Here is a 22,452-nt window from a genome sequence, read left to right on the forward strand (position 1 = left end):
CAAACCGACGTTCGATGATGATTACGCCACAGTGTTCATCGCACTGCTTATCGTACTCATCTGTGCAGGATAAGACCGGCATGACCAAAGCAACCACATTTGAATGGGCCGGATGGATAGGCCTAACGACAACTGGCGTCGCGCTTGTCGGTGCGATACTCCCGATCGCCGAAGAAATTGGCACGATCGGAGGGGTTATTGCCTTCCTGTGCTGCTGGGTGCTGCTGTCGACCCGCAATGCCGATGAATTCACGCAGGCGCTGTGGACCTCTGCGGCGAGTCTAGCATTCACGTCGCTGCTCCTGATGATGATTGTCTGGCCGTTTCTCGAAGGCCTGATCGCTGGATTACGCGGTATAGACGATGCAGAGCCTTCCTTCGCGGGCATTATCGGCTGCGCGATTGTCGCTTTTTACATCGGCCTGTTTTGGAAGCGGTTTACAGGGGCTCAGCTGTCATGAAAAACCGCCTCAAAGTCCTGCGCGCCGAGCGCGACTGGAGCCAAGCCGACCTGGGCGTTCACCTCGATGTATCGCGCCAAGCCGTGAACGCGATCGAGACCGGAAAGCACGACCCTTCCCTCCCACTAGCGTTCAAGATCGCACGCCTGTTTGACATGCCAATTGAAGAGATTTTCGATGACGAATTCTGATACAGATCAACGACTGAGCCCGTCCGTCAAACGCGCGATCACTGTCGGCGCCGGAGGCACTGCATTCGTCTTTTTGCTAGGCGTACTGACCGGATTCGTATCCGGTGCGCTCGAACGTGGTGGCATGACTGGGAGTGATACCCTGATCACAGCGTGCATCGCTGCGACGATGGCTGCAATCGCTTATTTCGTGTGGCGCTATTGGCCCAATAGCAATGATGAACCCGTTCCTGCCAGCGAGCGCAAATCCCGCAATATCTTCTATGCGTCGATGATCTTGGGAGTGGTGCTTGGCATCTTCATGGTCGTGACTGGCGGAACGCAAAGCGATGCGGTGTTCTCGAATGGTCCGATCTCATCGACGGCGGCCATAGGAGCGATACTCGTCTGGGCCATCATCGCCCCTATCGGCACACTGTGGTGGCTACGCACAACCGATGAACACGACGTCGCGGCTTATCTCGACGGCGGAAACATCGCCTTTCACATCTATGTCTTTCTTGTTCCGAGCTGGTGGATGGCCACCCGCGCAGGTTGGCTGCCAGAGCAAGATCCGATGATCATCTGGATCGGCGTCGCAGTCATCTGGTGCCTCGGCTGGCTCTACCGCAAATATTTCTAACCCAATCCCATTTTCGAGTTTTCGTTCAACACCTTGTAATGTAACACCCTTAGGAGACCAAACCGATGAAACTGACCAAACCTTTTACCGCCGCCTTTACCGGCATTGCCTTGCTCACCAGCACCGCAGCCTGCGCGCAAACGCAGACGCTGCCAAAGCCGATTGAGACCACCAAAGCACCTGCCGAAACAGTCGAAATGACTGCCGAGCAAACCGCTTCTAACGGCCCTGCTTTGTGGAAGGTGGCTGACGAAGACACCACCATCTACATGTTCGGCACGGTCCACGCGCTGCCCGACAATGTTGACTGGTACAAAGGGGAGATCAAAACCGCTCTCGATGAAAGCTCGGTTCTTTTGACCGAAGTCAATATGACTGAAGAGACCACCGCTCAAATGCAGCAATTGGTCGGTCAAATGGCTATCCTGCCACCAGGAACTACGCTGCGTAGTCTTTTCACCGAAGAGCAGACCGCAACTTACGAAGCGGCGTTGGCATCGCTCGGTGCCCCAGCCGCTGCGCTAGACCCGCTGGAGCCCTGGATGGCCGCGATCGCGATGTCGCAAATCGCTTTCCAAAAGGCTGGGATTACTGGCGAAAATGGAACTGAAACCGTTCTTGAAAGCATCGTTGGCGACAGCAAGGAACGCGAAGCGCTCGAAACGGTCGAATTCCAGCTCGGCATTTTCGATAGCCTCCCACAAGACGCTCAGATCAAATATTTGATCGAAACTGCTGAGGAAATCGACAACCTTGCACCCGAATTGCAGAAAATCATTGATGGCTGGGCTGTCGGAGATGTTGAAAAGGTCGCCAACCTCTTGAATGAAGCCCTGGAAGAGGACCCGGCGCTGGTCGAAGCACTGCTTTACAAGCGCAACAGCAATTGGGCCGAGTGGATCGAAGCCCGTTTGGCTGAGCCGGGGACGATCTTTATGGCAGTGGGCGCGGGTCATCTCGTTGGTGAGAAAAGCGTTCAGGACTATCTCGAAGAGCGCGGCATCGTCTCCGCTCGCATCCAATAATGCACCGTTTGGCGAGCGCCCGCATTGCTGCCCCACTAGCAGCTTTGCTGGCGCTCGCCGGCTGCGGCTCTGACCCAGTCACCCCCGTTGCTGATGAAGCCTCTCCGCCTTTGTTCGAGATCACCAATGCGGACGGCGAAACTGAGGGGTGGATGCTCGGCACGATCCACGCCCTTCCCGATGGCACGAACTGGCGCACGCCTGAGATAAAGGCGGCTATTGATACCGCCGACTTGGTGGTTGTCGAGGTCGCCAACCTTGAAGACAACGGAACAATCGCCGCGGTCTTTGCTCAGCTTGCCTACACGCCGGACCTGCCGGACCTCGCCATGCGGGTCAGCGAGGATAAGCGCCCTGCCCTATTTGACCTAATCTCCAAATCAAACTTTTCCGCGGCGCAGTTCGGATCAACCGAAACATGGGCCGTCGCGCTGCAACTGGCGCAAGTTGGCGCACAAGGTGATCCGGCAAACGGCGTTGACCGCGCGGTGGTGCGCGAATTCAAGGGGCGACCCGTGCGAGAGTTCGAGGGCGCAATCGCGCAGCTGCGTATCTTTGACAGCCTGCCCGAACAGGATCAGCGCGATCTTCTCTCCGGCATTATTACCGAGGCAAAACAGCTTCAGGCCGATCCCGCGCGGCTGCGCAATGCCTGGCTAACTGGTGACACAGCCACTCTGATCAACGCGACCGAAACGGGCATCATGGCGGACCCGGAACTGCGCGAGGCGTTGCTCGTAGGGCGCAACCGGGATTGGGCGAAACAGCTTGAAATAATGCTGGCAGGTGATGAACGTCCGCTCGTCGCCGTTGGCGCCGCTCATCTGGTCGGCCCAGACGGCTTGCCAGCCATGCTATCGGCCAGCGGCTACACAGTAACGCCGCTGCACTAGCACTCGCTGCCTTGGCCAGAGGCACCACGCACCCGGCCAAAACGCTTGCCAAGCCCGCACGCACGCCCTAAGGCGCGCCCTCTTCACCCGTCATGGTCATCCCTGGAGGCGTGGCGCGCGAAGATTTTGAAACTTTATTCCGCATTTGAAAGGTAGACGATTATGAGCGACGCTCTGACACTGCCGGCCGAGGCACGCGAACGGGCAGGCAAGGGAGCCTCCCGTGCACTACGCCGCGAAGGTCGCATCCCCGCCGTTATTTACGGCGGCAAAGAAGAACCAACCACGATCCACATCGAAGAGAAAGAACTGGTCCGTCAGCTGATGACCGGCCAATTCATGAACTCGATCGTGAACATCGATGTTGATGGTAAGAGTGTCCGCACCCTGCCGAAGGACGTTGCCCTACATCCGGTCACTGACCGTCCGACGCATGTCGACTTCCTACGCCTTTCCAAGGATGCGAAAATCGAAGTCGCCATTCCGGTTATCTTTACCAATGAAGAAGAATCACCTGGCCTCAAGAAGGGCGGCGTTCTCAACGTGGTCCGTCACGAGCTCGATCTGGTTTGCGAATTTGACAAGATCCCAAGCGAGATTGAAATCGATGTGACCGGCAAGGAAGTCGGCGATTCGATCCACATCAGCGAAGTGAAGCTGCCAGCTGGTAGCGAGAGCGCGATCACCGATCGTGACTACACCATCGCAACGCTCGTCGCTCCGTCCGCTCTCAAGAAATCAGAAAGCGCTGAAGGCGAAGAAGATGAGGGCGAAGAGACTGAAGCAACCGAAGGCGGCGAAGAAGCAGCTGAAGGTGGCGAGGACAGCGGCGAGTAAATCGCGCCAGTCCTTTACAGACGCAATCACCAAGGCGGCGGGCTGGGAAACCAGTCCGCCGTTTTGCGTTATTGTGTTTCGCACATCATCCGATGTGCGATTTCCTCGCTCGTGCGACCTGAAGGTCGCGCCGCTGCGGGCGGGCGTGCGCCCTTGCGGTCGCGATCGCGACCGATCAATCCTTGCCAGATAGATTTGCTTGTCTAGAGAAGCACGATGCAGCTTTGGGTTGGCCTTGGAAATCCTGGACCGAAATACACCATGCACCGGCACAATGTCGGCTTCATGGCGTGCGATGTGCTGGCTGAAATGCACAGTTTTGGCCCGGTCCAAAAGAAGTTTCAGGGTTGGGTTCAAGAAGGTCGGATCGGGTCGCAGCGCGTTCTGCTGCTGAAGCCTGCCACCTTTATGAATGAGAGCGGCCGAAGCGTTGGCGAGGCCATGCGGTTCTACAAGCTGGATCTCAACGCCCTCACTGTCTTTCATGACGAGCTAGACCTTGCGCCCTTTAAGGTGAAGGTGAAGCAAGGCGGCGGCACGGCTGGGCACAATGGCTTGCGCTCTATCGACAAGCATCTTGGCGCAGATTTCCGCCGCGTGCGCTTGGGCATTGGTCATCCCGGCCACAAAGACCGCGTCTCCGGCTATGTGCTCGGGAACTACGCCAAGGCTGAACAAGACGACCTCGTCACGATGCTAGGCGCTGTTGGAGGCGAGGCGGAATGGCTCGCCAATGGTGATGAACCGCGTTTCATGAGCGAGATTGCGATGCGCCAGCAATGAGCAACCCTTACGAAGAGATGCGCAAGATGTCTGTTGCGGACATTTGCAAATCCGTCGGCGCTCAGGCCGTGTTTTTTGTCGGCATCGGTTTGCTGCTGTGGTCGATATCTGACCGCCCGCTTACCGATTTTGTGACGGTCGATTTTCGGCAAATCGCGTTGGGAATTGGCTTAGGCTTGGCAATGATCGCCGTGGCCGTGGCCATCTTCCAAGGCTTGCCGCAGCTTGCCGAGAAGCTCACTCGGCTTCAGGCAAAGAACTTCGCGTTCCTCGAAAAACGGCTTTCGATGCCGGTAATCATCTTCTTCTCGATCTGCGCGGGCGTGGGTGAGGAGGCGCTGTTTCGCGGCGGTTTGCAAACCCTGATGGGCGACTATGTCGCCCTGCCCCTCGCAGTCATATTCTCCAGTTTGATCTTCGCACTCATCCACTTTGCAAAGCCGCTGATCGCGGTCATCATTTTTGCAATTGGGGCACTGTTCGGAGTCTTTTACATCTGGAGCGGCAGCCTGCTAGCCGTGATGATCGGCCACGCCCTTTATGACGTCTACGCTATCTGGTTCCTGCAAAAAGAAATGCACCGATTGAACCTGTTTGAGAAACCAGAAGACACAGAATTGGCCGACTAGGAGCGCGCGGCTGATTAGGGTTCGAACCGCACAAATAATGCACAAAACGAATTCATTCAGGAACCCTGCCGCGCTGGCGCGTTGGTTAGATGAATTGGAGACCACATAATGACCCACGTTACTCGCCGATCATTGCTCGCAGGCGCCGCTGCGACCACCGCACTCACTGCCACGGCCACACTCGCTCAAGACGATATGCTGACGACCAAGCCCGATATGTCCGGCAAGAGCATCCTAATCACCGGCTGCTCAAGTGGTTTTGGTCGGTTGATGGCAGAGGATTTCGCGCGTCAAGGTGCGAAAATCTTTGCAACCATGCGCAACCTCCCTCGCACCGAAGCGGACGAGCTGCGTCAATTGGCCAAAGACGAAGAACTCGATCTGCATGTGATCGAAATTGATGTGACAGACGATGCTCAAGTCGTAGCTGGTGTTGCCGAAGCAGAGCGGATTGCTGGCGGCGCGCTCGACATTCTCGTCAACAACGCTGGAATTGGATACGCTGGCCCGATCGAACTGCAAGACATGCAGGCCACAAAGCTGATCTTTGACACCAATGTTTACGGCCCGCACCGCCTCGCCCGTGCGGCCCTGCCCGCAATGCGCAAGGCGAAGAGCGGATTGGTGTTCAACATTTCCTCGCAACTGGGACGCGTTATCGTGCCATCAGCGGGTCATTACTCCCCCACCAAGTTTGCGCTTGAGGCGATGAGTGAGGCCATGGCTTACGAACTGGTTCCCCACGGCGTTGAAGTCTGTGTGATTGAGCCAGGCGGCTATCCAACGAAGGTCTGGGTAAACCGCAATCAACTCGCCGCTGAATTGAAGGACCGCCTCACCGACGATCAACGCGCAGCATATCCGCAATTGGTCGGACGCATGGGCGAAGAGGACGGTTCACGGCGGAGCGCCGATCCCATGGACGTACCAAACGCGATTGCAGAGATCATCGCTATGCCTGCTGGCACGCGCCCCTTGCGTAAAGAAGTGCATCCCGGTTCTAAGCCGCAAATCGCGATCAACAATGTCGCGGCAGAGGTTCAGGTCGGCTGGCTTGGCGAATCACCCTTTGGCCCATGGATCAAGGCGGTTCACAACGTTTGACCGCCATGCTCGCTGGGCTGGCAATAGGCGCGCCTGCCCGCTAAGGGAGCGCAAATTCCTTGACCTAAGCGAGAATTACAATGGGTTTCCAATGTGGGATCGTGGGCCTGCCGAATGTCGGCAAGTCGACCCTCTTCAACGCTCTTACTGAGACGCAGGCTGCGCAGGCGGCGAATTATCCGTTCTGCACGATTGAGCCCAATGTCGGCCAGGTCGCTGTGCCGGACGACCGCTTGGACAAGATCGCGGCAATCGCGAAGAGCGCCAAGGTCATCCCAACCCAGCTCGCCTTTGTCGACATTGCGGGCCTGGTTAAAGGCGCGAGCCAAGGCGAAGGATTGGGCAACCAATTCCTCGGCAATATTCGCGAAGTTGATGCGATTGTGCATGTGCTGCGCTGTTTTGAGGACGACGATATTCAGCACGTCGCCAACAAGGTTGATCCAATTGCGGACGCCGAAGTGGTCGAGACCGAGCTGATGCTGGCCGATCTTGAGAGCCTGGAAAAGCGGGTTGAGAACGCGAAACGCCGCGCAACCAGCGGAGACAAGGATGCAAAGGCGCTCGCCAGCGTCCTGGGCCAAGCGCTCGATCTGCTAAAAGATGGCAAACCAGCGCGCCTGACCGAGCCGAAGGATGACGAGGAAGCCGCGTTGTTTGAGCAAGCACAATTGCTCACTGCAAAGCCCGTGTTGTATGTTTGTAATGTCGCCGAAGACGAGGCGGCCAGCGGCAATGACCTGTCCGCTGCTGTTTTCGCCAAGGCCGAGACTGAGGGCGCACAAGCCGTCGTCGTGTCCGCCGCAATCGAGGCGGAACTCGTCGCCATGCCAATGGAAGACCGCAGCGAATACCTAACCGAGCTGGGCCTGGAAGAAAGCGGGCTCGCCCGCGTCATCCGCGCTGGCTACACGCTGCTGGGCTTGCAAACCTTCTTCACCGCGGGGCCAAAAGAATCGCGCGCATGGACCTTCCCATCAGGCGCAAAAGCCCCGCAGGCCGCCGGCGAGATCCACACGGACTTTGAGAAGGGCTTCATCCGCGCGGAAACCATCGCTTACGACGACTACATCGCCCTAAACGGCGAAGCAGGCGCGAAAGAAGCGGGCAAAATGCGTCAAGAAGGCAAGGATTACGACGTGCAGGATGGCGACATCATGCTGTTTAAGTTTAACGTTTAACGGGCTATTCCCGTTTGGCCTGCGTAGGCCTAATCTGGCGATATCGCAGAGACGTGGTCAGCCAACGCTTGCAGTTCTGGATATGCGTCGAGATCGCAGTCATGTCGCGTGACAAAAGCGCGTCCTTTTTCTGATAAGTATTCGAATACGTATCGGGTGCCATCGGCGCAAATAATGAAAAGCCCGTCCTGATCCGAGACCAGTTGATGGTTCATTGTCGCTTTATAGACTTCTGCCGCATCAATCCGAGATTCGAGTGCCGTTGTTTCTTCTCGAGAAAGGTCTCGCTTCGCAACAGTCGCAACTGAACCAGGGTCATAGCCCCCGGCTCCGTTCAAACGAGTGAACGTCAAAGCAACTGGCTTGTCTGAGCTCTTATCAAATCGGTAGATGAAGGCCGGATCGAAGGTGGGAAGCACAAGAAGGCGAAAGCGATAGTTGAACCCCTCCAGATCTTTGGCTTGAGCTAAAGGCTTTTCATTTGCTGCAGCCAATTGGTCTCCGAACCAGCGTTCATAGTCGTCACGCGCCTCTGCTTCTTCTTCGGGATCATTACTCCAGCCCTCGTCAGGGACATAATCGACCGTCGTGCAACCAGTTTGAGCAATTGCCAGAAAGACCACAAGACAGGCCAATTTTGCAGTTCTCATATTTACCTCAATGCCGTCCAAACAGCTTCTCGACGTCTTCCATATCGAGCTTTATCCAAGTCGGGCGGCCGTGGTTGCATTGGCCTGAGCGCGGGGTTGCTTCCATCTCGCGCAGCAGGGCATTCATCTCTGGCACGGATAGCACCCGCCCTGCCCGCACTGATCCGTGACACGCCATGGTCGCCAGCACATATTCGAGCCGTTCGGACAGCAGCAGCGCGCCTGCGTCCTTATCAACCCCGTGTTTCGCAATGTCATCGGCCAGATCGCGCAGCAGCTTGTCTGAGTTCGCGCCGCCCAGCGCATGCGGGATTGAGCGGACCAGCATGGCCGACGGGCCAAAGCGCTCAATCGCTAGGCCGAAGCGCGCGAAGCCTTCCGCCGCGGCTTCCAGCCGGTCGCAGTCCACCTCGTCGAGCTCGACCACATCGGGCACCAGCAAAGCCTGCGCGCGGGCGGTCGCCTCCCCTGCCCCGGCGGCCCTCAGGCGCTCCAGAACCAGCCGCTCATGCGCGGCGTGTTGATCGACCAGCACCAGCCCATCTTTGCTCTCAGCCACGATGTACGTGTTGGCGACTTGTCCGCGCGCGATGCCGAGCGGATATTCGCGCTCTTCCTCCTCGATGGGCGCGGCCTCATGCGCGCGGCCAGTCGGTAGAGCCTCTGCACCACCCTCACGAACCTGCGCCTGCCAATCGGGCAGCCGCGGCTCTGATACTCGGTGCTGCGACCCGGAGCTGGAGGGCGTCCAATCGCGGCCTTCGAAAATCGAACGAAGGGCCGGTTTCGGCTCTGGCGCAATCGGTTCCGCCTGCCAGCGCTCCATTGCCGCGCGGTCTGGCCCTTGCGCGCTGCGCCGGTCGCCCGTTGCCAAGGCTTGACGCAAGCCGGAGACGATAAAGCCGCGCACCGCCGCTGCATCGCGGAACCGAACCTCTGTCTTCGCCGGGTGGACGTTCACATCCACCTCCTCTGGCTGCAAATCCAGAAACAGCGCCAGCACAGCGTGACGATCACGCGCGAGCATGTCGGAATAGGCACCGCGCACTGCACCGACCAGCAAACGGTCCTTCACCGGGCGGCCGTTCACAAACAGATATTGGTGATCGGCGACGCCGCGATTGTAAGTCGGCAATCCCGCAAGCCCGGTCAGGCGCATCGTGCCGCCCGGCGTCTCGCGCGTGAGATCAATCGCAACCGCATTGTCCTTAAGCTCGCGCGCGACAATCTGCGCGACGCGGTCAGCCAGCGGCTCATCCGTCTGGGTCGCCAGCACGCGGCGGTCCTTGCCATTGGCGCTTTGCTCCAGGGTAAAGGCGATGTCAGGCCGCGCCATGGCGAGCCGCCGCACCACATCAAGGCAGGCGATATACTCACTGCGCGCGGTGCGCAGGAACTTGCGCCGCGCCGGAACCTTGGCAAACAGCTGCTCCACGCGAACCCGCGTACCCGGCGGCAAAGCGGCGGGCGCATCTTCGATCAGCTCACCATGATCGACCACGCGCCGCCAGCCGCTATCCGTATCCTGCGGGCGGCTTTCCAAGGTCAGCTTTGCAACACTGGCAATCGAGGGCAGCGCCTCCCCGCGAAAGCCCAGCGTTGCGACCTGTTCAATCGCGTCATCCGGCAGTTTAGAGGTCGCGTGGCGTTCGAGCGCCAATTCCATGCCCTCTGGATCCATGCCGCAACCATCATCGGTGACCTCAAACCGGATCAGTCCGCCATCCGTTAACTTGATAGCGATTCGCGACGAACCGGCATCAATTGCGTTCTCAACCAGCTCTTTTAACGCCGCCGCAGGCCGTTCCACCACTTCACCAGCAGCGATGCGGTTAACGAGATCGCTGGGAAGGCGACGGATACGGGGCTTATTTTGGGGCATTTGTCGCATCTTAGCCGCCACACGCCGCAATTTCGAGAGCTCCGGGGAAAATGTGCCCCGCTGTCGACAAATATTTTGGCGTTTTTGCGAGGGATTCGCTAGGCGGATGAGGTGTTGTCATTATTGGGTGCAAATGGTCGCAGGGGGTCTGCGGGATTTGCCTCCAAATCCACGGAAAAACGATAAAAATGAGCTTTCTTTCCAACCTGTTCAAATTCGGCTCCCAAAACATGGCGATTGACTTGGGCACCGCGAACACCCTGGTCTATGTTCAGGACCAGGGCATCGTCCTCAACGAACCGTCAGTGGTTGCCATTGAGACGATCAACGGGATCAAGCGCGTCAAGGCCGTGGGCGATGATGCGAAGATGATGATGGGCAAGACGCCTGACAGCATTGAGGCGATCCGCCCTCTGCGCGACGGCGTGATCGCCGACATCGAAATCGCCGAGGAAATGATCAAGCACTTCATTCGCAAAGTGCATGGGAAGCGCAATCTGTTCCGCTATCCCGAGATTGTGATTTGTGTGCCATCAGGCTCGACCTCGGTGGAACGCCGCGCGATACGCGATGCGGCCTCCAACGCTGGCGCATCCGAAGTGCACCTGATCCTGGAGCCAATGGCAGCGGCAATCGGCGCAGACATGCCAGTGACCGAACCAGTTGGCAGCATGGTGGTCGATATTGGCGGCGGCACCACAGAGGTTGCCGTGCTGTCCCTGCGCGGCCTGGCCTACACCACCTCGGTTCGCACCGGCGGCGATAAGATGGACGAAGCCATCGTCTCTTACGTTCGCCGGCACCACAACCTGCTGATCGGTGATGCGACAGCAGAGCGGATCAAGAAGGATTATGGAATCGCAGTCACCCCGGAAGACGGTGTTGGCGAGAGCATCGTCATCAAAGGCCGCGACCTCGTGAATGGCGTGCCAAAAGAAATCACCATCAACCAAGCGCATGTAGCAGAAGCATTGTCTGAGCCGATCGGCGCGATTGTCGAAGGTGTGCGGATTGCGCTGGAAAACACAGCGCCAGAACTCGCTGCAGACATTGTCGACCAAGGCATCGTGCTCACCGGCGGCGGTGCGCTTATCCGCCGCTTGGACGAGCATCTTCGTGAAGAAACGGGTCTGCCTGTCTCTATCGCAGAAGATCCGCTAACTTGCGTCGCCGTTGGCACAGGCCGGGCGATGGAAGATCCGATCTATCGCGGCGTGCTGATGACCGCCTAATCAGGCAGAAGGGGAGAAACAGGCATGGCGCCGAATTCATCCCGGCGCTCGGGCCATTCGCGCAGGGCACAATATTCGGTCTTTACCGGCTATCTCCTCGCGGGGATTGGCGCGCTGATTGGCGCGGGCCTGCTCGTCATCTCCTATTGGCAACCCAGCGCATTTTCTGACCTGCGCGGTGCGGCGACCGACGTTGCGGCCCCGGCCGGCGAAGGCGCCGCGGTGGTACGCAGCGGCAGCGACAGTTTCTGGGACAGGGTCACCGCATATTATCAGGCGGGTCAACAAAACGCGGCCCTACGCGAAGAAGTTGAGATCGCGCGCATCCGCCTGGCGGAGGCCAAAGCCGTCGAGCAAGAGAACATCCGCCTCAAGGGATTGCTCGGCCTGTCAGTGACGGAAACCGAACCCGTCGCGGTTGCGCGGCTTGTCGGATCAAGCTCTACCAGCAGTCGCCGCTTCGCTTATCTTGGTGCGGGCCGCAATGATGGCGTCGAGATTGGCATGTCCGTGCGCAGCGCCAGAGGCGTCGTCGGGCGCGTGCTGGAAGTCTCGCGCAGCAGCTCTCGCATATTGCTGCTGACCGACAGCGAGAGTGTTTTGCCAGTGCGGCGCGCCACCGATGAAACGGTTGCTTTTGCGGAAGGGCGCGGAGACGGATTGCTGCGGATCCGCCTGATCAATCTGGGCGTCAATCCATTGGAGGTTGGCGATATCTTCCTGACCAGCGGCGCAGGGGGATATTACCGCCCCGGCGTTGCCGTCGCGATCCTTAGCGAGAAAACCAATGACGGCGGCATTGCCCGCCTGATCGCGGACCCATCGGCAACTGACTTCGTATCGGTCGAGCCGCTGTGGCAGCCCGAAGCGGTGGAAGGCGCGGACACTCCGATAGAGCTGGAGCTAGCGGAGTAATGGAACGCTACAGCCCGGCGGCGAGATCAGACAGATATGGTAGCCGGATCAACCGCACGCAGTCGCCGCTGCGCGCCAGCATTGTACCCTATGCCTCCATCTTGATCGGCTCGCTGGTGCCATTTGTCCTGCTGGCCGATGTGATGCCGCTTGCCCCGCCAATCGGCTTCATCGTGCTGATTGCTTGGCGGATCATGCGTCCCGGACTTCTGCCGCTCTGGGTCGGCGTGCCGCTGGGCGCATTCGATGATCTGTTCAGCGGACAGCCGTTTGGCAGCGCCGTGTTGCTATGGTCGCTCGCCATGATTGCGCTCGAAATGATCGAAACCCGTTTCCCATGGCGCGGGTTTTGGCAGGACTGGTTCAGCGCCGGTTTAGCCATCATTCTGTATATCTTTGCCGCAACGGCAGTGTCCGGCGCTGCCCCTACGATCCACCAACTTATTGCTGCGGTGCCGCAAGTCTTGCTGTCTGTCCTGCTCTATCCGATAATATCCCGCATGGTTGCTTGGCTCGATAGATACCGGCTCTCGCGTTCGCGGAGGATTGGCTGATGGCGAAGCGTCGACGCAACCAACCGATTGTCAGCGCCTCAACCCTTAAGAACACGTTCGACCGGCGCAGTATGGTGGTGGGCTCGATCCAGGGCGGGATCGGCGTTCTGCTGGCGGCGCGCATGGGCTATCTCGCGATTGCCGAGAACGAAAAGTACCGGCTTGAGTCAGAAAGCAACCGCGTCAATCTCACCCTGATCCCGCCGCGCCGCGGTTGGATCCTGGACCGGAATGGCGCGCCTCTTGCTTCTAACAGAGCAGACTTTCGGGTCGATTTGATTCCAGACAGGCTGGTCGATGCCGATGCGACAATTGATGAAATTGGCGCCCTGCTCTCACTATCCCCGGCGCGCATTGCCGACGTTAAACAGAAAGTCGCAGCGGTCAGCGGGTTTCAACCGGTCGAGGTCGCCAGCGGTCTCGACTACGAACAATTCGCCGCTCTCAGCGTCCGCCTGCCAGATATGCAGGGCGTGGTGCCCCAGCGCGGTTTCTCTCGGTTCTACCCGACCGGGCCAAGCGTCGGGCATTTGATCGGCTACGTTGGCCCTGCCAATGCCGAAGAATATGACGAGGAAGAGCGCAATCCGCTGCTGATCACGCCGGGCTATAAAATCGGCAAAGACGGGCTAGAAAAACAGTTCGAGCAGGAATTGCGCGGAGAACCGGGCGCTCGCCGGGTCGAAGTGACCGCATCAGGTCGGATTATCCGCGACCTCGACACTCGCGAGGACATTCAAGGCGATCCTGTCCGCCTGACCATTGATGGCCCGCTGCAAGATTATGCCGCACGCCGGATTGGTCTCGAGTCTGGCTCCGTCGTGGTGATGGATTGCGCGACGGGTGATCTGCTCTGCATGGCCAGCATGCCCAGCTTTGACCCGAACAGCTTTTCCGACGGCATTGGCAGCGTCGAATATGCGATGCTGCGCGAGGATGCGCGCATCCCTCTGCGCAATAAGGTTCTAAAGGGGCTCTACCCACCTGGCTCGACGGTAAAGCCAATGCACTGCATGGCTTTCCTGAAGGCAGGCATCAGCCCTGATGAAGCGATCACTTGCGCTGGCGGGCGGCGGATCGGCAATCGCTTCTTCAATTGCTGGAGCAATCATGGCCGGGTCGATATGGCCAAGGCGATCTATCAAAGCTGCGACAGTTATTTCTATCATTTCGCGCAGCTGATCGGCTTCGATAAAGTGGCCGAAATGGCCAAGCTCACCGGCATGGGTGAAGAGTTCCCCCTCCCCGTCACCAGCCAGTTTTACGGCACTGTTCCCAATGCGGAGTGGAAGCGGAACAAGTTTGATCGCGCTTGGGAGCCGTTCGACACGGTCAACGCCTCCATTGGTCAGGGCTATTATCTCGCCAGCCCGCTGCAACTCGCGGTTAGTTCTGCCCGGCTCGCAACCGGTCGGCATGTTATGCCGCGCCTCACGATGGATGCGGCGCCCAAAGGCTTTGACCAAGTCGACTTTCCCGATGAGCATGTCCGCTATGTGCGTCAGGCGATGAGTGATGTTGTGAACGGCCCTGGCACAGCGGGTCGCGGGCGTTTGCCGTTTCAAGACATCAAAATGGCGGGCAAAACCGGGACCGCGCAGGTGGTCTCGCTTAGCGTATCTGATGGCCGGTCCGGCCCATGGAAGTACCGCGACCACGGCCTGTTCACCTTCTTCGCGCCGTTCGACAATCCGCGCTATGCCGGTGCGGTAGTGATCGAGCATGGCGGCGGCTCGGGCGCAGCCTACCCAATTGCGCGCGACGTTATGACCTTCATGTTCGACCCGGCTAAGGGCTTGGAAAAGCTCAACGCCCTGGAGAAGCAATGGGGCGGCACCGCGCAGCAGCGGCTTGATAACAAATACGCCCGCTATGCCGCAGAGCGCGGTGAGGCCGTCGTGGCGGCCCCGCGCCGCGATGAAGACATCTTTGATCAGGTAGAGGCCGAGGCCCGCGTCGCTGCGCAGCAATCCGAAGAGATCGCGGAAGACTTTGTCGCCCCGCGTGAGGAAGCCACTCCGCGCGGCGCGCCGACGCCTACTGCGAACCAGACCCTCAGTCCAACGGCTCCCAATGCCCCGCCCTCAACGCCGGCAGGCACACCATGAGCCGCGCCGGTAGCATCGTTCCAGAGCCCATCGCGCGCCAGCCATGGGCCATGCTGATACCATTGTTGCTGCTTGTCTTGTTTGGCGCAGCCGTGCTCTATTCTGCCGCCGGCGGCTCTATGCAGCCATTCGCAAGCTCGCACCTAATTCGCTTTTCGGTCTTCCTCGTGATGGCGTCGATCATCGCCTCTTTGCCGCGCGAGTTTGTGAAGTTCATGACCTATCCCGCCTATATCGGCGTCTTGCTGCTGCTGATCGCAGTTGAGGTGATTGGCCAAGTCGGCGGCGGCAGCCAGCGCTGGATCGACTTCGGCTTTATGGTGCTTCAACCATCCGAGCTGATGAAGCCTGTTATCGTACTGGTGCTCGCTCGCTTCTATGCCTCTCTGCCTGTGGGCCTGATTACGGATTGGAGAGCGATCCTGATCCCCGGCGCTTTGATCGCTGTGCCGATGGCTTTCGTGCTGCTCCAACCAGACCTGGGCACTTCGCTGGCCATCGCCTTTGGCGGCGCGGTAGTCATGTTGCTCGCCGGCCTCCCCTTACGGTGGTTCATTGGCGGCGGCATCCTGGCCGCAATTGCAGCCCCGCTCGCATTCTTCTTTGGCTTGCAAGACTATCAACAGCGCCGGGTCATGACCCTATTCGATCCGGAAAGCGATCCGCTGGGCGCAGGCTATCACATTGCTCAATCCAAGATCGCAATTGGTTCGGGGGGCATTGTTGGCAAAGGCTTCAACAATGGCTCGCAAAGCCATCTGCAATACCTGCCAGAGCCGCACACCGACTTTGTCTTTGCGACAATGGCGGAGGAATGGGGCCTCATCGGCGGCATCTTCGTGATCGGGATCTTCGCGATCATCCTGCGTTGGGGCACGCGCGTTGCGCTGACTTCGCGGGACCGGTTCTCTAGCTTGGTGGCCGCTGGAATGGTTGCGACCATCTTCTTCTACATCGCCGTCAATCTGATGATGGTGATGGGCATGGCGCCGGTGGTGGGCATCCCCCTACCCTTCATGAGCCATGGCGGATCGTCCATGATGACGAACATGATCTGTATCGGTGCACTGATGATGGTCAACCGCTGGAACAGAAACGCCCCGCGCGGCGGCCTAGAGAACTGAGCCTAAGCTAGATCTTGATCAGGCCGAGTTTCAACGCCTTCACGGTCGCCCCCACCCGGTCAGACACGCCCAATTTCTCATATGTCCGCTTTGAATAGGTCTTCACCGTTTCTGGCGACAGATCGAGTATAGTCGCAATCACGCCAATAGACTTCCCGTGCGCGATCCATCCCAGCACCTCTTTTTCACGATCAGACAGCTCTGGTGCGGCTTGAGTGTTGTCGATCAGCACGCACACCCTCTGGTGCGCGGCTTGGGCAACGCTACGAACTGCGCCCAAGACTGCATCATCCACTTCGGAGACCGGGCGACCAAAATCATAGGAAGCATACGAATTGCGGCCTCTCGGACCGAACAAGGGAATGCCAAAGCCATGCACCAACCCCTCTTTTTTCAGCTCCTCAAAGTATTGCAGATTAGCAGGGGTGTTCTCACCGACCTCCATTGCCTCAGCCCATGTCAGCATCGCACCATGCTCCAGCGTTCTGCTCGGAATAGGATCCGACAATCTGAATTCTGACTGGTCATAACGCTCTAACCATTCGCGGCTGAATCCATGCGAATACACGATCGTGCCAATGGAATTGGGTTCTTCGAAAATGGGAGAAAAGTGGTAACTCTGCCGTATCACACCGTGATCAGATTGAATTTGCCGACCGAAATGCAAGAGCTCACTGAGATCTTCAAATTGCTCAATTTTTGCAAAGTATCGCTGCATATCTCGGTACAATGTAACACATGTCCCCCAATCGGGCGACTTATGCCTTGCGATCATTAACCCTATAGCAAAACTGTAAGCATCTGCGCTTCGGCCCTCGGGTCGAACCAAGCCGAACCTCCCACGCAGATAGGTTTGCATCCAAAGCCCTCCTGATTGGCCTGCGTGCGGCGCGGGCCAATCATGGGGCATCGTGGTTTTTTGATTTAAGGAGTTCGCTATGCGAGTGCGCATGCGCGATCGCTTTGCCCGCGCGCTCCCATTTCGGAGCCGCTCAGGCGAAGCGTCATCAAATATTGGTCTCGCCGACGCGCACAACGCATTAGAGGTTGCTGCTGTCGTTGCCCTATTGGGAGGTGTCTACAGCCGTGAATGCGCCGGACAATCGACCAGCCTGCGTCAGGTTCACCGCGTCGCCGGGCTAACCCAAAGCGCAGCCCTAAACCTTGTCGCGCGTCTTCAGGATGACGGCATGATCACGATCATCTCGGCGCTGCACGATGAGTTTGAATCGAGAATTGAGCTCACGGAAAAAGCAAAACGCAAGTTATCGCAATTGACCGAAGCACCCAAAACACCTTCCAATCGCCGATAAGCGCGCTATACGCAGCGCCTTCGCCGAATCGGCATGGCCCAACTGGGGCCTTCGAGCCTCGGCAAGCCGGCAGCATCGATAATGATCGAAGCGGCCAGATGGACGCATAGCTCAGTTGGTAGAGCAGCTGACTCTTAATCAGCGGGTCCTAGGTTCGAACCCTAGTGCGTCCACCATCCCTTTACTTTAGGCGAATGTTCTCGCGGTGCGGCTGCATGGTCGTAGCTGCTGGCCCCAAGCCAATCAGCCCGCCCATTCACCAATGACCGCGCGAAATTCCGATGCGCGGATCGATTGCCACACGCCAGCGCTGAAATAGGGGTCAGCTTCGAATTTGGCGCGGGCTTCCTTTTCATCGGCGGCTTTGATCACCAACAGAGACCCCGCTGGCTCTCCATCCTGCATCAGCGGACCAGCAACCACGTAGTCATTAAGATGCGCCTCGACATGCGCCATGTGCTGGGCCCGGAACCTCTCGCGCAATGCGGGGCCGTTCTCTCCATCACGGCAGTAGAAAGCATATAGCGGCATTAGGAACCTTCATTCTGTTTGAGGCCTGAGCCAAGTTGCGGCACCACACCAGCTTGCCAATCATCGCCTGAGAACCGGATCGCGGGCGCAATATGATTGGCACCGCCGTCCGCCTCGATCAACAGTCCGCGTTCGGCAATATGCGGCTGGTCAAGCGCCTCACGAAAGTTCAGAACAGGCGCGAATGCAACATCTTTGTCTGCAAACCACGCCTCCCACTGATCGCGCGATTTCGTTTTGAAGGTGTCACGCAGGAATTGGATCAGTTCGCCCTGCTCTCCTGCCTCGCGCTCAGCATGAGCAATCAGGTCTTGGCGGCCTAATGCGGCGAGCAGGTTTTTTGCAAACTTGATCTCTCGTCCACCAAGCGCGACGTGCCGCGCGTCTTTGGTGCGGTATATCTGATAGAAGCCTGCTCCGCCCAATGATCGCTGGCGCGATGAAACCGGGCTTTGCCCGCCCGCTATCGCGCTGCTGGCAGTGTGCGCACTCCATGGCAGCAGGCTGTCGAACATGGCGCAGTCAATATAGGCGCCCTCGCCGCTGCTAGAACGACCAACGAGCGCCATCAAAACGGCGGACAGGGCCGTTAGCCCCGCCGCCAAATCCGCGCTGGCCACGCCGGGGACCACGGGCGTTCCGTCGGTCCCATCATTCACCGATAAAAACCCAGCGAGCGCCTGCACCGCCACATCATGCGCCGGGTGATGCGCGAGTTCGCCAGTTTGGCCGAAGGCCGAGATTGAGCAGTAAATGATATCGGGCTTGATCGCTCTCACGCTGTCAAAATCGAAACCCAACCGTTTCATCACGCCGGGTCGGAACCCTTCGACAAAAACGTCAGCAGTGCGGCAAAGCTCAGCTAAAGTGGTTTGGCCAACCTCGCTCTTGAGGTCCAGAACCACGCTTTCCTTGCCGCGATTGAGGTTCGCAAACCACACCGAATGATCAGCACCATCATAGCGGGCACGCGGCTGCATATCGCGAGCGGGATCGCCTGCTTGTGGCTCAATCTTGATAACGCGCGCGCCTTGGTCTGCCATCATCACGGTCATCATTGGACCGGGCAGAAACTGCGTTAGGTCGAGGACTGTAATCCCTGAAAGCTTGCCCATAATCGTTCAGAACCGCGCCATTATTTGCTTCGAGGAAAAGCACCGCGATTGCAGGCGGGCCTTGCATCACGTGTAAGCGGACTTGTGCGAAGGTCAAAGCCGGGATGGCCACGTTTTTCCTACTCAGTGCAGTTTTGCTAGCCCAGCCATGGCTCTTTTTCATTGTGGATATGGATTGATGCGGCGGTGCGCGAGGATTGCACACATCCCAAAAGTCACAACGTCACGTTGCATTTGAGGTGTAAGTGGCTGGAAAAGAGCGCTTTCGCCCAAAAGTCACAGTTTCGAGAGTTGCAAATGTGTTCCACAGAGCGCACCCCCACCCCTTGAAATCACATTGAAATGTGATATCTTGCAAATATGAGCACATCGATAATCACACGCGTCCGCACACTCGTCGAAAGCGGCGAGATGACCAAAGCCGGCCTCGCCCGCGCCGCTGGCCTCCACGCCAACACTCTGCGCGATTGCGCAGATGAGGACTGGAACCCCACGACAGAGACGCTGACCAAGTTGGAGGCGTTTCTGGACGCCAATGACGAGCGCCCCGTTCTGGTCGGGATCGAAGAGATCATCGACGAAGCCCGCAATGGTAAGATGTACATTCTAGTCGATGATGAAGACCGTGAAAACGAAGGCGATCTGATCATCCCGGCGCAAATGGCAACGCCGGCCGCGATCAACTTCATGGCAACTCACGGGCGCGGCCTGATCTGCCTGTCGCTCGATAAGGCACGGGTCGATCAGCTGGGCTTAGAGCCGATGAGCCGCAACAATAAGGAAAGCATGCAGACCGCTTTCACCATCTCGATTGAGGCGAAAGAAGGCGTGACCACCGGTATCTCTGCGGCGGACCGTGCGCGCACCGTCTCGGTTGCGATTGATGCGACCAAGGGCCCGGACGATATTGTCACCCCCGGTCACGTCTTTCCGCTAACCGCACGTGATGGCGGCGTGCTGGTGCGCGCAGGCCATACCGAGGCGGCGGTGGACATCTCGCGCCTCGCTGGCCTCAACCCCAGCGGCGTGATTTGCGAAATCATGAACGATGATGGCTCGATGGCGCGGCTCGATGATCTGGTCGCCTTCGCCCGCAAGCATGATCTCAAAATCGGGACAATCCGCGATCTCATCGCTTATCGGATGCGCAACGACCATCTGGTTGAGCGGCTGGGAGAACGCGCGTTCGATTCCGATTATGGCGGGCAATGGCGGATGATCACCTATCGCAACACGGTGTCCGACAACGAGGCCTACGTTCTGCAAAAGGGCCATATTCAGCCCGGTGAGGCCACCCTCGCCCGCGTTCACCCAATCTCGGTGTTTGACGATGTGCTGGGCCAGCCCGGCCCGCGCAAGCGCACTTTGCAGCGCGCAATGCAGGCGATTGGTGAGCACGGATCTGGCATCATCGTGATCCTGACCGGTCGGGTCGGGTCCAGCGGCGAATACACCGCCGATGAAGCCAATCGCAATGTCGGCATCGGCTCACAAATCCTCGCCGATCTGGGCGTGGATGATATGATCCTGCTATCCAATTCACAGCCCAATGTCGTGGCGATCGAAGGCTACGGCCTGAACATCGTCGGGCACCACCCCATTCCGGAGTAAAACACTATGGCCCGCATTCTGATCGTCGAAGCGCGTTTCTATGCGCACCTAAATGACATGCTGATCGCTGGCGCGAAGGCCGCGATTGAGGCCGCGGGGCATGAGGCAGAAGTGCTGACCGTGCCCGGAGCGCTCGAGATCCCGGGCGCGGTTGCGCTGGCTGTGGAAGGCGGAGGCTATGACGCCTTTGTCGCAATAGGCGTGGTGATCCGCGGCGAAACCTATCACTTTGAGATCGTGGCCGGGGAAAGCGCGCGGGCAATTATGGCGCTGACCATGGATGGCATTCCAATTGGCAACGGCATCATCACCACCGAAAACGAAGCGCAAGCGTTAGAACGCGCCAACCCTGCGGCCAAGGATAAAGGCGGCGAAGCGGCGAAAGCGGCGCTGGCCTTGCTGGAGCTGACGCAGAGGTTCCCGCGCTGATCGCACCTATAGGAAGCTGTCCCAATCTTGAATTATCGGGCGAAAACTACGTAGTTTCCCTCTGTAGATTTTATGAAGGCATTAGTTTGAATTAGCAGCCATCAATTCGGCGCGCGTTGCAGTGCGCGGGACGCCGAAAATGACCTTCGAATTGGGATCGATTTGTTTTGACCGCTCAAGAGAACGCAATCCAAGCTGAGATTGCGCCGATCATCATGACCCTAGAGGCCCAGCTATCGCATCTGGACAGGATCGGCGCCTTTATTGCCGCTGCACATGTGGATGCAGCGATCACCAAACTGCGCATGGATTTCATGTCAGGAATAGAGGGACCAAAGCCGCCCAAACGGCCACATGCGTAATCACACGTAATGCCAACGATGTTCGACTCCATTATGGAGGGACATCAGGGCAAAACAGGGTGACCGGGGGCAAACCGTTCAACCAATCTTCAAGCCCATATGTGCAAGGAGGATTGCTTGGTTCGGCCGAGTTTCACATCTCTTACTAAGATTGCACCGAGCTAACCATGGATAGGGCTCGCAGATCACCTTTGTCAGATCGCAATGCGTCGGACGGCGACATGTCCGAACAGCGTGTTACAAACAGCGCCCTGACAGGTCATGGTGCAACGGTTGAGCCTGCGTCCTTCGAAAACGAGAACGGTCCGAGGCCAAACGCGCCCCAATCCCATGGCGACCTTACGCCCGTTGCGGACCAATTGATCGCCATCGCAGAGCAATTGCGCTCCGGCGATCAGGCAGCGGCTTTCGCCTCGCTTGCCCACGCCACGAGGGGAGCTGGCGCGAACGCGTGGGATGGAGGTACCGCTAGCCCAGGCCCAGACGCGCCAAAGAGCGCACCAGCAGACCTGTCAGCCCGGCGGCGCAGCTACGCACTGATGGCGCGCAAGGCCTATGATGTGCGCCGTACGCGCGGCACCTTCTTCGGTGATCCTGACCTGTTTGGCGAGCCGGCTTGGGACATCCTGCTCGACCTCTACGTCGCGCATGTCGACGATAAGTCTGTCTCTGTGTCCAGCGCCTGCATCGGCTCCGCCGCGCCGCCCACCACGGGCCTACGTTGGCTCGGCGTGCTAGCGGAACAGGGCCTTATCCTGCGCGAGCAAGACCCCGAGGATCAGCGCCGCGTTTTGGTGCGCCTCAGCGACACCGGCCTGGCATCGATGGACCGCTATTTTGAAGAGGCGGTGAAGCGCGGCGCGGCTTAGCTACCGCGCCAACGCATCCAACCCGCTGCTG

At 58.5% G+C, this 22,452-nt stretch carries 25 protein-coding genes and 1 tRNA gene; 21 read left to right on the forward strand and 5 right to left on the reverse strand.

Annotation, left to right across the window (positions count from 1 at the left end; all coding sequences use genetic code 11):
• Positions 1-80 precede the first annotated feature (80 nt).
• The 10 genes from AC0V6V_RS02660 to ychF all read left to right on the forward strand — a co-directional run bounded on the left by AC0V6V_RS02660 (position 81) and on the right by ychF (position 7,726).
• Positions 81-461: a hypothetical protein gene (locus AC0V6V_RS02660; protein ID WP_486163923.1), complete on the forward strand. Its 381-nt coding sequence runs from the start codon at positions 81-83 to the stop codon at positions 459-461.
• Positions 458-652, forward strand: a complete 195-nt coding sequence (locus tag AC0V6V_RS02665; RefSeq protein ID WP_486138987.1) for a helix-turn-helix transcriptional regulator — start codon at positions 458-460, stop codon at positions 650-652. Before AC0V6V_RS02660 ends, AC0V6V_RS02665 begins: the two co-directional genes overlap by 4 nt.
• A complete protein-coding gene (locus tag AC0V6V_RS02670) occupies positions 639-1,274 on the forward strand; it encodes a hypothetical protein (protein WP_486163924.1) in 636 nt (211 codons plus the stop codon). The genes AC0V6V_RS02665 and AC0V6V_RS02670 overlap by 14 nt, the downstream gene beginning before the upstream one ends.
• Before the next feature lie 65 nt (positions 1,275-1,339).
• Complete coding sequence (locus tag AC0V6V_RS02675) at positions 1,340-2,299, forward strand: TraB/GumN family protein (protein WP_486163925.1); 960 nt, start codon at positions 1,340-1,342, stop codon at positions 2,297-2,299.
• Positions 2,299-3,192, forward strand: a complete 894-nt coding sequence (locus tag AC0V6V_RS02680) for a TraB/GumN family protein (RefSeq protein ID WP_486163926.1) — start codon at positions 2,299-2,301, stop codon at positions 3,190-3,192. Before AC0V6V_RS02675 ends, AC0V6V_RS02680 begins: the two co-directional genes overlap by 1 nt.
• Positions 3,193-3,354: 162 nt before the next feature.
• Positions 3,355-4,029, forward strand: a complete 675-nt coding sequence (locus AC0V6V_RS02685) for a 50S ribosomal protein L25/general stress protein Ctc (RefSeq protein ID WP_486166187.1) — start codon at positions 3,355-3,357, stop codon at positions 4,027-4,029.
• Positions 4,030-4,245: 216 nt separating this feature from the next.
• Positions 4,246-4,812: an aminoacyl-tRNA hydrolase gene (gene pth / locus AC0V6V_RS02690; RefSeq protein WP_486163927.1), complete on the forward strand. Its 567-nt coding sequence runs from the start codon at positions 4,246-4,248 to the stop codon at positions 4,810-4,812.
• Entirely contained in the window at positions 4,809-5,441 is a 633-nt protein-coding gene (locus tag AC0V6V_RS02695) for a CPBP family intramembrane glutamic endopeptidase (protein WP_486163928.1), read from the forward strand. Before pth ends, AC0V6V_RS02695 begins: the two co-directional genes overlap by 4 nt.
• A gap of 108 nt (positions 5,442-5,549) precedes the next feature.
• Complete coding sequence (locus AC0V6V_RS02700) at positions 5,550-6,545, forward strand: SDR family oxidoreductase (protein WP_486163929.1); 996 nt, start codon at positions 5,550-5,552, stop codon at positions 6,543-6,545.
• Between the two features lie 80 nt (positions 6,546-6,625).
• The gene (ychF, locus tag AC0V6V_RS02705) at positions 6,626-7,726 is read left to right on the forward strand and encodes a redox-regulated ATPase YchF (protein WP_486163930.1); all 1,101 of its coding nucleotides are present in this window, start codon (positions 6,626-6,628) and stop codon (positions 7,724-7,726) included.
• Positions 7,727-7,755: 29 nt separating this feature from the next.
• On the opposite strand, the gene AC0V6V_RS02710 is transcribed toward ychF, so the two are convergent.
• Together AC0V6V_RS02710 and mutL are read right to left on the reverse strand one after the other, a co-directional pair.
• Complete coding sequence (locus tag AC0V6V_RS02710) at positions 7,756-8,376, reverse strand: hypothetical protein (protein ID WP_486163931.1); 621 nt, start codon at positions 8,374-8,376, stop codon at positions 7,756-7,758.
• Positions 8,377-8,383: 7 nt separating this feature from the next.
• On the reverse strand, positions 8,384-10,258 hold the full coding sequence (gene mutL / locus AC0V6V_RS02715; protein ID WP_486163932.1) for a DNA mismatch repair endonuclease MutL: 1,875 nt from the start codon (positions 10,256-10,258) through the stop codon (positions 8,384-8,386).
• 188 nt (positions 10,259-10,446) lie between these two features.
• On the opposite strand from mutL, the gene AC0V6V_RS02720 reads away from it, so the two are divergent.
• The 5 genes from AC0V6V_RS02720 to rodA are packed head-to-tail and all read left to right on the forward strand — an operon-like array spanning position 10,447 to position 16,191.
• On the forward strand, positions 10,447-11,490 hold the full coding sequence (locus AC0V6V_RS02720) for a rod shape-determining protein (protein ID WP_486163933.1): 1,044 nt from the start codon (positions 10,447-10,449) through the stop codon (positions 11,488-11,490).
• 24 nt (positions 11,491-11,514) lie between these two features.
• On the forward strand, positions 11,515-12,405 hold the full coding sequence (locus AC0V6V_RS02725) for a rod shape-determining protein MreC (RefSeq protein WP_486163934.1): 891 nt from the start codon (positions 11,515-11,517) through the stop codon (positions 12,403-12,405).
• The gene (locus AC0V6V_RS02730; protein ID WP_486163935.1) at positions 12,405-12,959 is read left to right on the forward strand and encodes a rod shape-determining protein MreD; all 555 of its coding nucleotides are present in this window, start codon (positions 12,405-12,407) and stop codon (positions 12,957-12,959) included. Before AC0V6V_RS02725 ends, AC0V6V_RS02730 begins: the two co-directional genes overlap by 1 nt.
• Positions 12,959-15,067 (forward strand): penicillin-binding protein 2, encoded by a 2,109-nt coding sequence (gene mrdA, locus AC0V6V_RS02735; protein ID WP_486163936.1) that lies wholly within the window; start codon positions 12,959-12,961, stop codon positions 15,065-15,067. The genes AC0V6V_RS02730 and mrdA overlap by 1 nt, the downstream gene beginning before the upstream one ends.
• Complete coding sequence (gene rodA / locus AC0V6V_RS02740) at positions 15,064-16,191, forward strand: rod shape-determining protein RodA (protein WP_486163937.1); 1,128 nt, start codon at positions 15,064-15,066, stop codon at positions 16,189-16,191. The genes mrdA and rodA overlap by 4 nt, the downstream gene beginning before the upstream one ends.
• 7 nt (positions 16,192-16,198) lie before the next feature.
• On the opposite strand, the gene AC0V6V_RS02745 is transcribed toward rodA, so the two are convergent.
• A complete protein-coding gene (locus AC0V6V_RS02745) occupies positions 16,199-17,050 on the reverse strand; it encodes a helix-turn-helix transcriptional regulator (protein ID WP_486163938.1) in 852 nt (283 codons plus the stop codon).
• 79 nt (positions 17,051-17,129) lie between these two features.
• Here AC0V6V_RS02745 and AC0V6V_RS02750 point away from each other — a divergent pair, with 79 nt between their 5' ends.
• Entirely contained in the window at positions 17,130-17,504 is a 375-nt protein-coding gene (locus tag AC0V6V_RS02750; RefSeq protein WP_486166188.1) for a hypothetical protein, read from the forward strand.
• A gap of 100 nt (positions 17,505-17,604) precedes the next feature.
• Positions 17,605-17,680 (forward strand) — tRNA-Lys (locus AC0V6V_RS02755).
• A 67-nt stretch (positions 17,681-17,747) separates the two neighbouring features.
• Here AC0V6V_RS02755 and AC0V6V_RS02760 read toward each other — a convergent pair.
• Both AC0V6V_RS02760 and AC0V6V_RS02765 read right to left on the reverse strand, forming a co-directional pair.
• Complete coding sequence (locus AC0V6V_RS02760; protein ID WP_486163940.1) at positions 17,748-18,035, reverse strand: YciI family protein; 288 nt, start codon at positions 18,033-18,035, stop codon at positions 17,748-17,750.
• Positions 18,035-19,150 (reverse strand): CaiB/BaiF CoA transferase family protein, encoded by a 1,116-nt coding sequence (locus tag AC0V6V_RS02765; RefSeq protein WP_486163941.1) that lies wholly within the window; start codon positions 19,148-19,150, stop codon positions 18,035-18,037. Before AC0V6V_RS02765 ends, AC0V6V_RS02760 begins: the two co-directional genes overlap by 1 nt.
• A gap of 360 nt (positions 19,151-19,510) precedes the next feature.
• Between AC0V6V_RS02765 and ribB the strand changes: the two genes are divergently transcribed.
• The 4 genes from ribB (at position 19,511) to AC0V6V_RS02785 (ending at position 22,421) form a co-directional block, all read left to right on the forward strand.
• Positions 19,511-20,761 (forward strand): 3,4-dihydroxy-2-butanone-4-phosphate synthase, encoded by a 1,251-nt coding sequence (ribB, locus tag AC0V6V_RS02770; RefSeq protein WP_486163942.1) that lies wholly within the window; start codon positions 19,511-19,513, stop codon positions 20,759-20,761.
• Positions 20,762-20,767: 6 nt separating this feature from the next.
• Entirely contained in the window at positions 20,768-21,190 is a 423-nt protein-coding gene (ribH, locus tag AC0V6V_RS02775) for a 6,7-dimethyl-8-ribityllumazine synthase (RefSeq protein ID WP_486163943.1), read from the forward strand.
• Between the two features lie 167 nt (positions 21,191-21,357).
• Positions 21,358-21,552, forward strand: coding sequence for a hypothetical protein (locus AC0V6V_RS02780; protein WP_486163944.1), 195 nt, complete (start codon positions 21,358-21,360; stop codon positions 21,550-21,552).
• Positions 21,553-21,773: 221 nt separating this feature from the next.
• Complete coding sequence (locus AC0V6V_RS02785; RefSeq protein WP_486166189.1) at positions 21,774-22,421, forward strand: MarR family transcriptional regulator; 648 nt, start codon at positions 21,774-21,776, stop codon at positions 22,419-22,421.
• Positions 22,422-22,452 lie beyond the last annotated feature (31 nt).

This window comes from Erythrobacter sp. S249 (assembly GCF_057364975.1).

What these genes read in the sequence shown, in the direction of transcription:
- mrdA (WP_486163936.1), top strand. Translation starts at nt 12,959, where the DNA reads ATGGCGAAGCGTCGACGCAACCAACCGATTGTCAGCGCCTCAACCCTT.
- pth (WP_486163927.1), top strand. Translation starts at nt 4,246, where the DNA reads ATGCAGCTTTGGGTTGGCCTTGGAAATCCTGGACCGAAATACACCATG.
- AC0V6V_RS02760 (WP_486163940.1), bottom strand. Translation starts at nt 18,035, where the DNA reads ATGCCGCTATATGCTTTCTACTGCCGTGATGGAGAGAACGGCCCCGCA.
- ribB (WP_486163942.1), top strand. Translation starts at nt 19,511, where the DNA reads ATGAGCACATCGATAATCACACGCGTCCGCACACTCGTCGAAAGCGGC.
- AC0V6V_RS02680 (WP_486163926.1), top strand. Translation starts at nt 2,299, where the DNA reads ATGCACCGTTTGGCGAGCGCCCGCATTGCTGCCCCACTAGCAGCTTTG.
- rodA (WP_486163937.1), top strand. Translation starts at nt 15,064, where the DNA reads ATGAGCCGCGCCGGTAGCATCGTTCCAGAGCCCATCGCGCGCCAGCCA.
- AC0V6V_RS02725 (WP_486163934.1), top strand. Translation starts at nt 11,515, where the DNA reads ATGGCGCCGAATTCATCCCGGCGCTCGGGCCATTCGCGCAGGGCACAA.
- AC0V6V_RS02750 (WP_486166188.1), top strand. Translation starts at nt 17,130, where the DNA reads ATGCGAGTGCGCATGCGCGATCGCTTTGCCCGCGCGCTCCCATTTCGG.
- AC0V6V_RS02710 (WP_486163931.1), bottom strand. Translation starts at nt 8,376, where the DNA reads ATGAGAACTGCAAAATTGGCCTGTCTTGTGGTCTTTCTGGCAATTGCT.
- AC0V6V_RS02785 (WP_486166189.1), top strand. Translation starts at nt 21,774, where the DNA reads ATGTCCGAACAGCGTGTTACAAACAGCGCCCTGACAGGTCATGGTGCA.
- AC0V6V_RS02720 (WP_486163933.1), top strand. Translation starts at nt 10,447, where the DNA reads ATGAGCTTTCTTTCCAACCTGTTCAAATTCGGCTCCCAAAACATGGCG.
- AC0V6V_RS02685 (WP_486166187.1), top strand. Translation starts at nt 3,355, where the DNA reads ATGAGCGACGCTCTGACACTGCCGGCCGAGGCACGCGAACGGGCAGGC.
- AC0V6V_RS02730 (WP_486163935.1), top strand. Translation starts at nt 12,405, where the DNA reads ATGGAACGCTACAGCCCGGCGGCGAGATCAGACAGATATGGTAGCCGG.
- AC0V6V_RS02665 (WP_486138987.1), top strand. Translation starts at nt 458, where the DNA reads ATGAAAAACCGCCTCAAAGTCCTGCGCGCCGAGCGCGACTGGAGCCAA.
- mutL (WP_486163932.1), bottom strand. Translation starts at nt 10,258, where the DNA reads ATGCCCCAAAATAAGCCCCGTATCCGTCGCCTTCCCAGCGATCTCGTT.
- ribH (WP_486163943.1), top strand. Translation starts at nt 20,768, where the DNA reads ATGGCCCGCATTCTGATCGTCGAAGCGCGTTTCTATGCGCACCTAAAT.
- AC0V6V_RS02745 (WP_486163938.1), bottom strand. Translation starts at nt 17,050, where the DNA reads ATGCAAACCTATCTGCGTGGGAGGTTCGGCTTGGTTCGACCCGAGGGC.
- AC0V6V_RS02700 (WP_486163929.1), top strand. Translation starts at nt 5,550, where the DNA reads ATGACCCACGTTACTCGCCGATCATTGCTCGCAGGCGCCGCTGCGACC.
- AC0V6V_RS02660 (WP_486163923.1), top strand. Translation starts at nt 81, where the DNA reads ATGACCAAAGCAACCACATTTGAATGGGCCGGATGGATAGGCCTAACG.
- AC0V6V_RS02695 (WP_486163928.1), top strand. Translation starts at nt 4,809, where the DNA reads ATGAGCAACCCTTACGAAGAGATGCGCAAGATGTCTGTTGCGGACATT.
- ychF (WP_486163930.1), top strand. Translation starts at nt 6,626, where the DNA reads ATGGGTTTCCAATGTGGGATCGTGGGCCTGCCGAATGTCGGCAAGTCG.
- AC0V6V_RS02765 (WP_486163941.1), bottom strand. Translation starts at nt 19,150, where the DNA reads ATGGGCAAGCTTTCAGGGATTACAGTCCTCGACCTAACGCAGTTTCTG.
- AC0V6V_RS02670 (WP_486163924.1), top strand. Translation starts at nt 639, where the DNA reads ATGACGAATTCTGATACAGATCAACGACTGAGCCCGTCCGTCAAACGC.
- AC0V6V_RS02675 (WP_486163925.1), top strand. Translation starts at nt 1,340, where the DNA reads ATGAAACTGACCAAACCTTTTACCGCCGCCTTTACCGGCATTGCCTTG.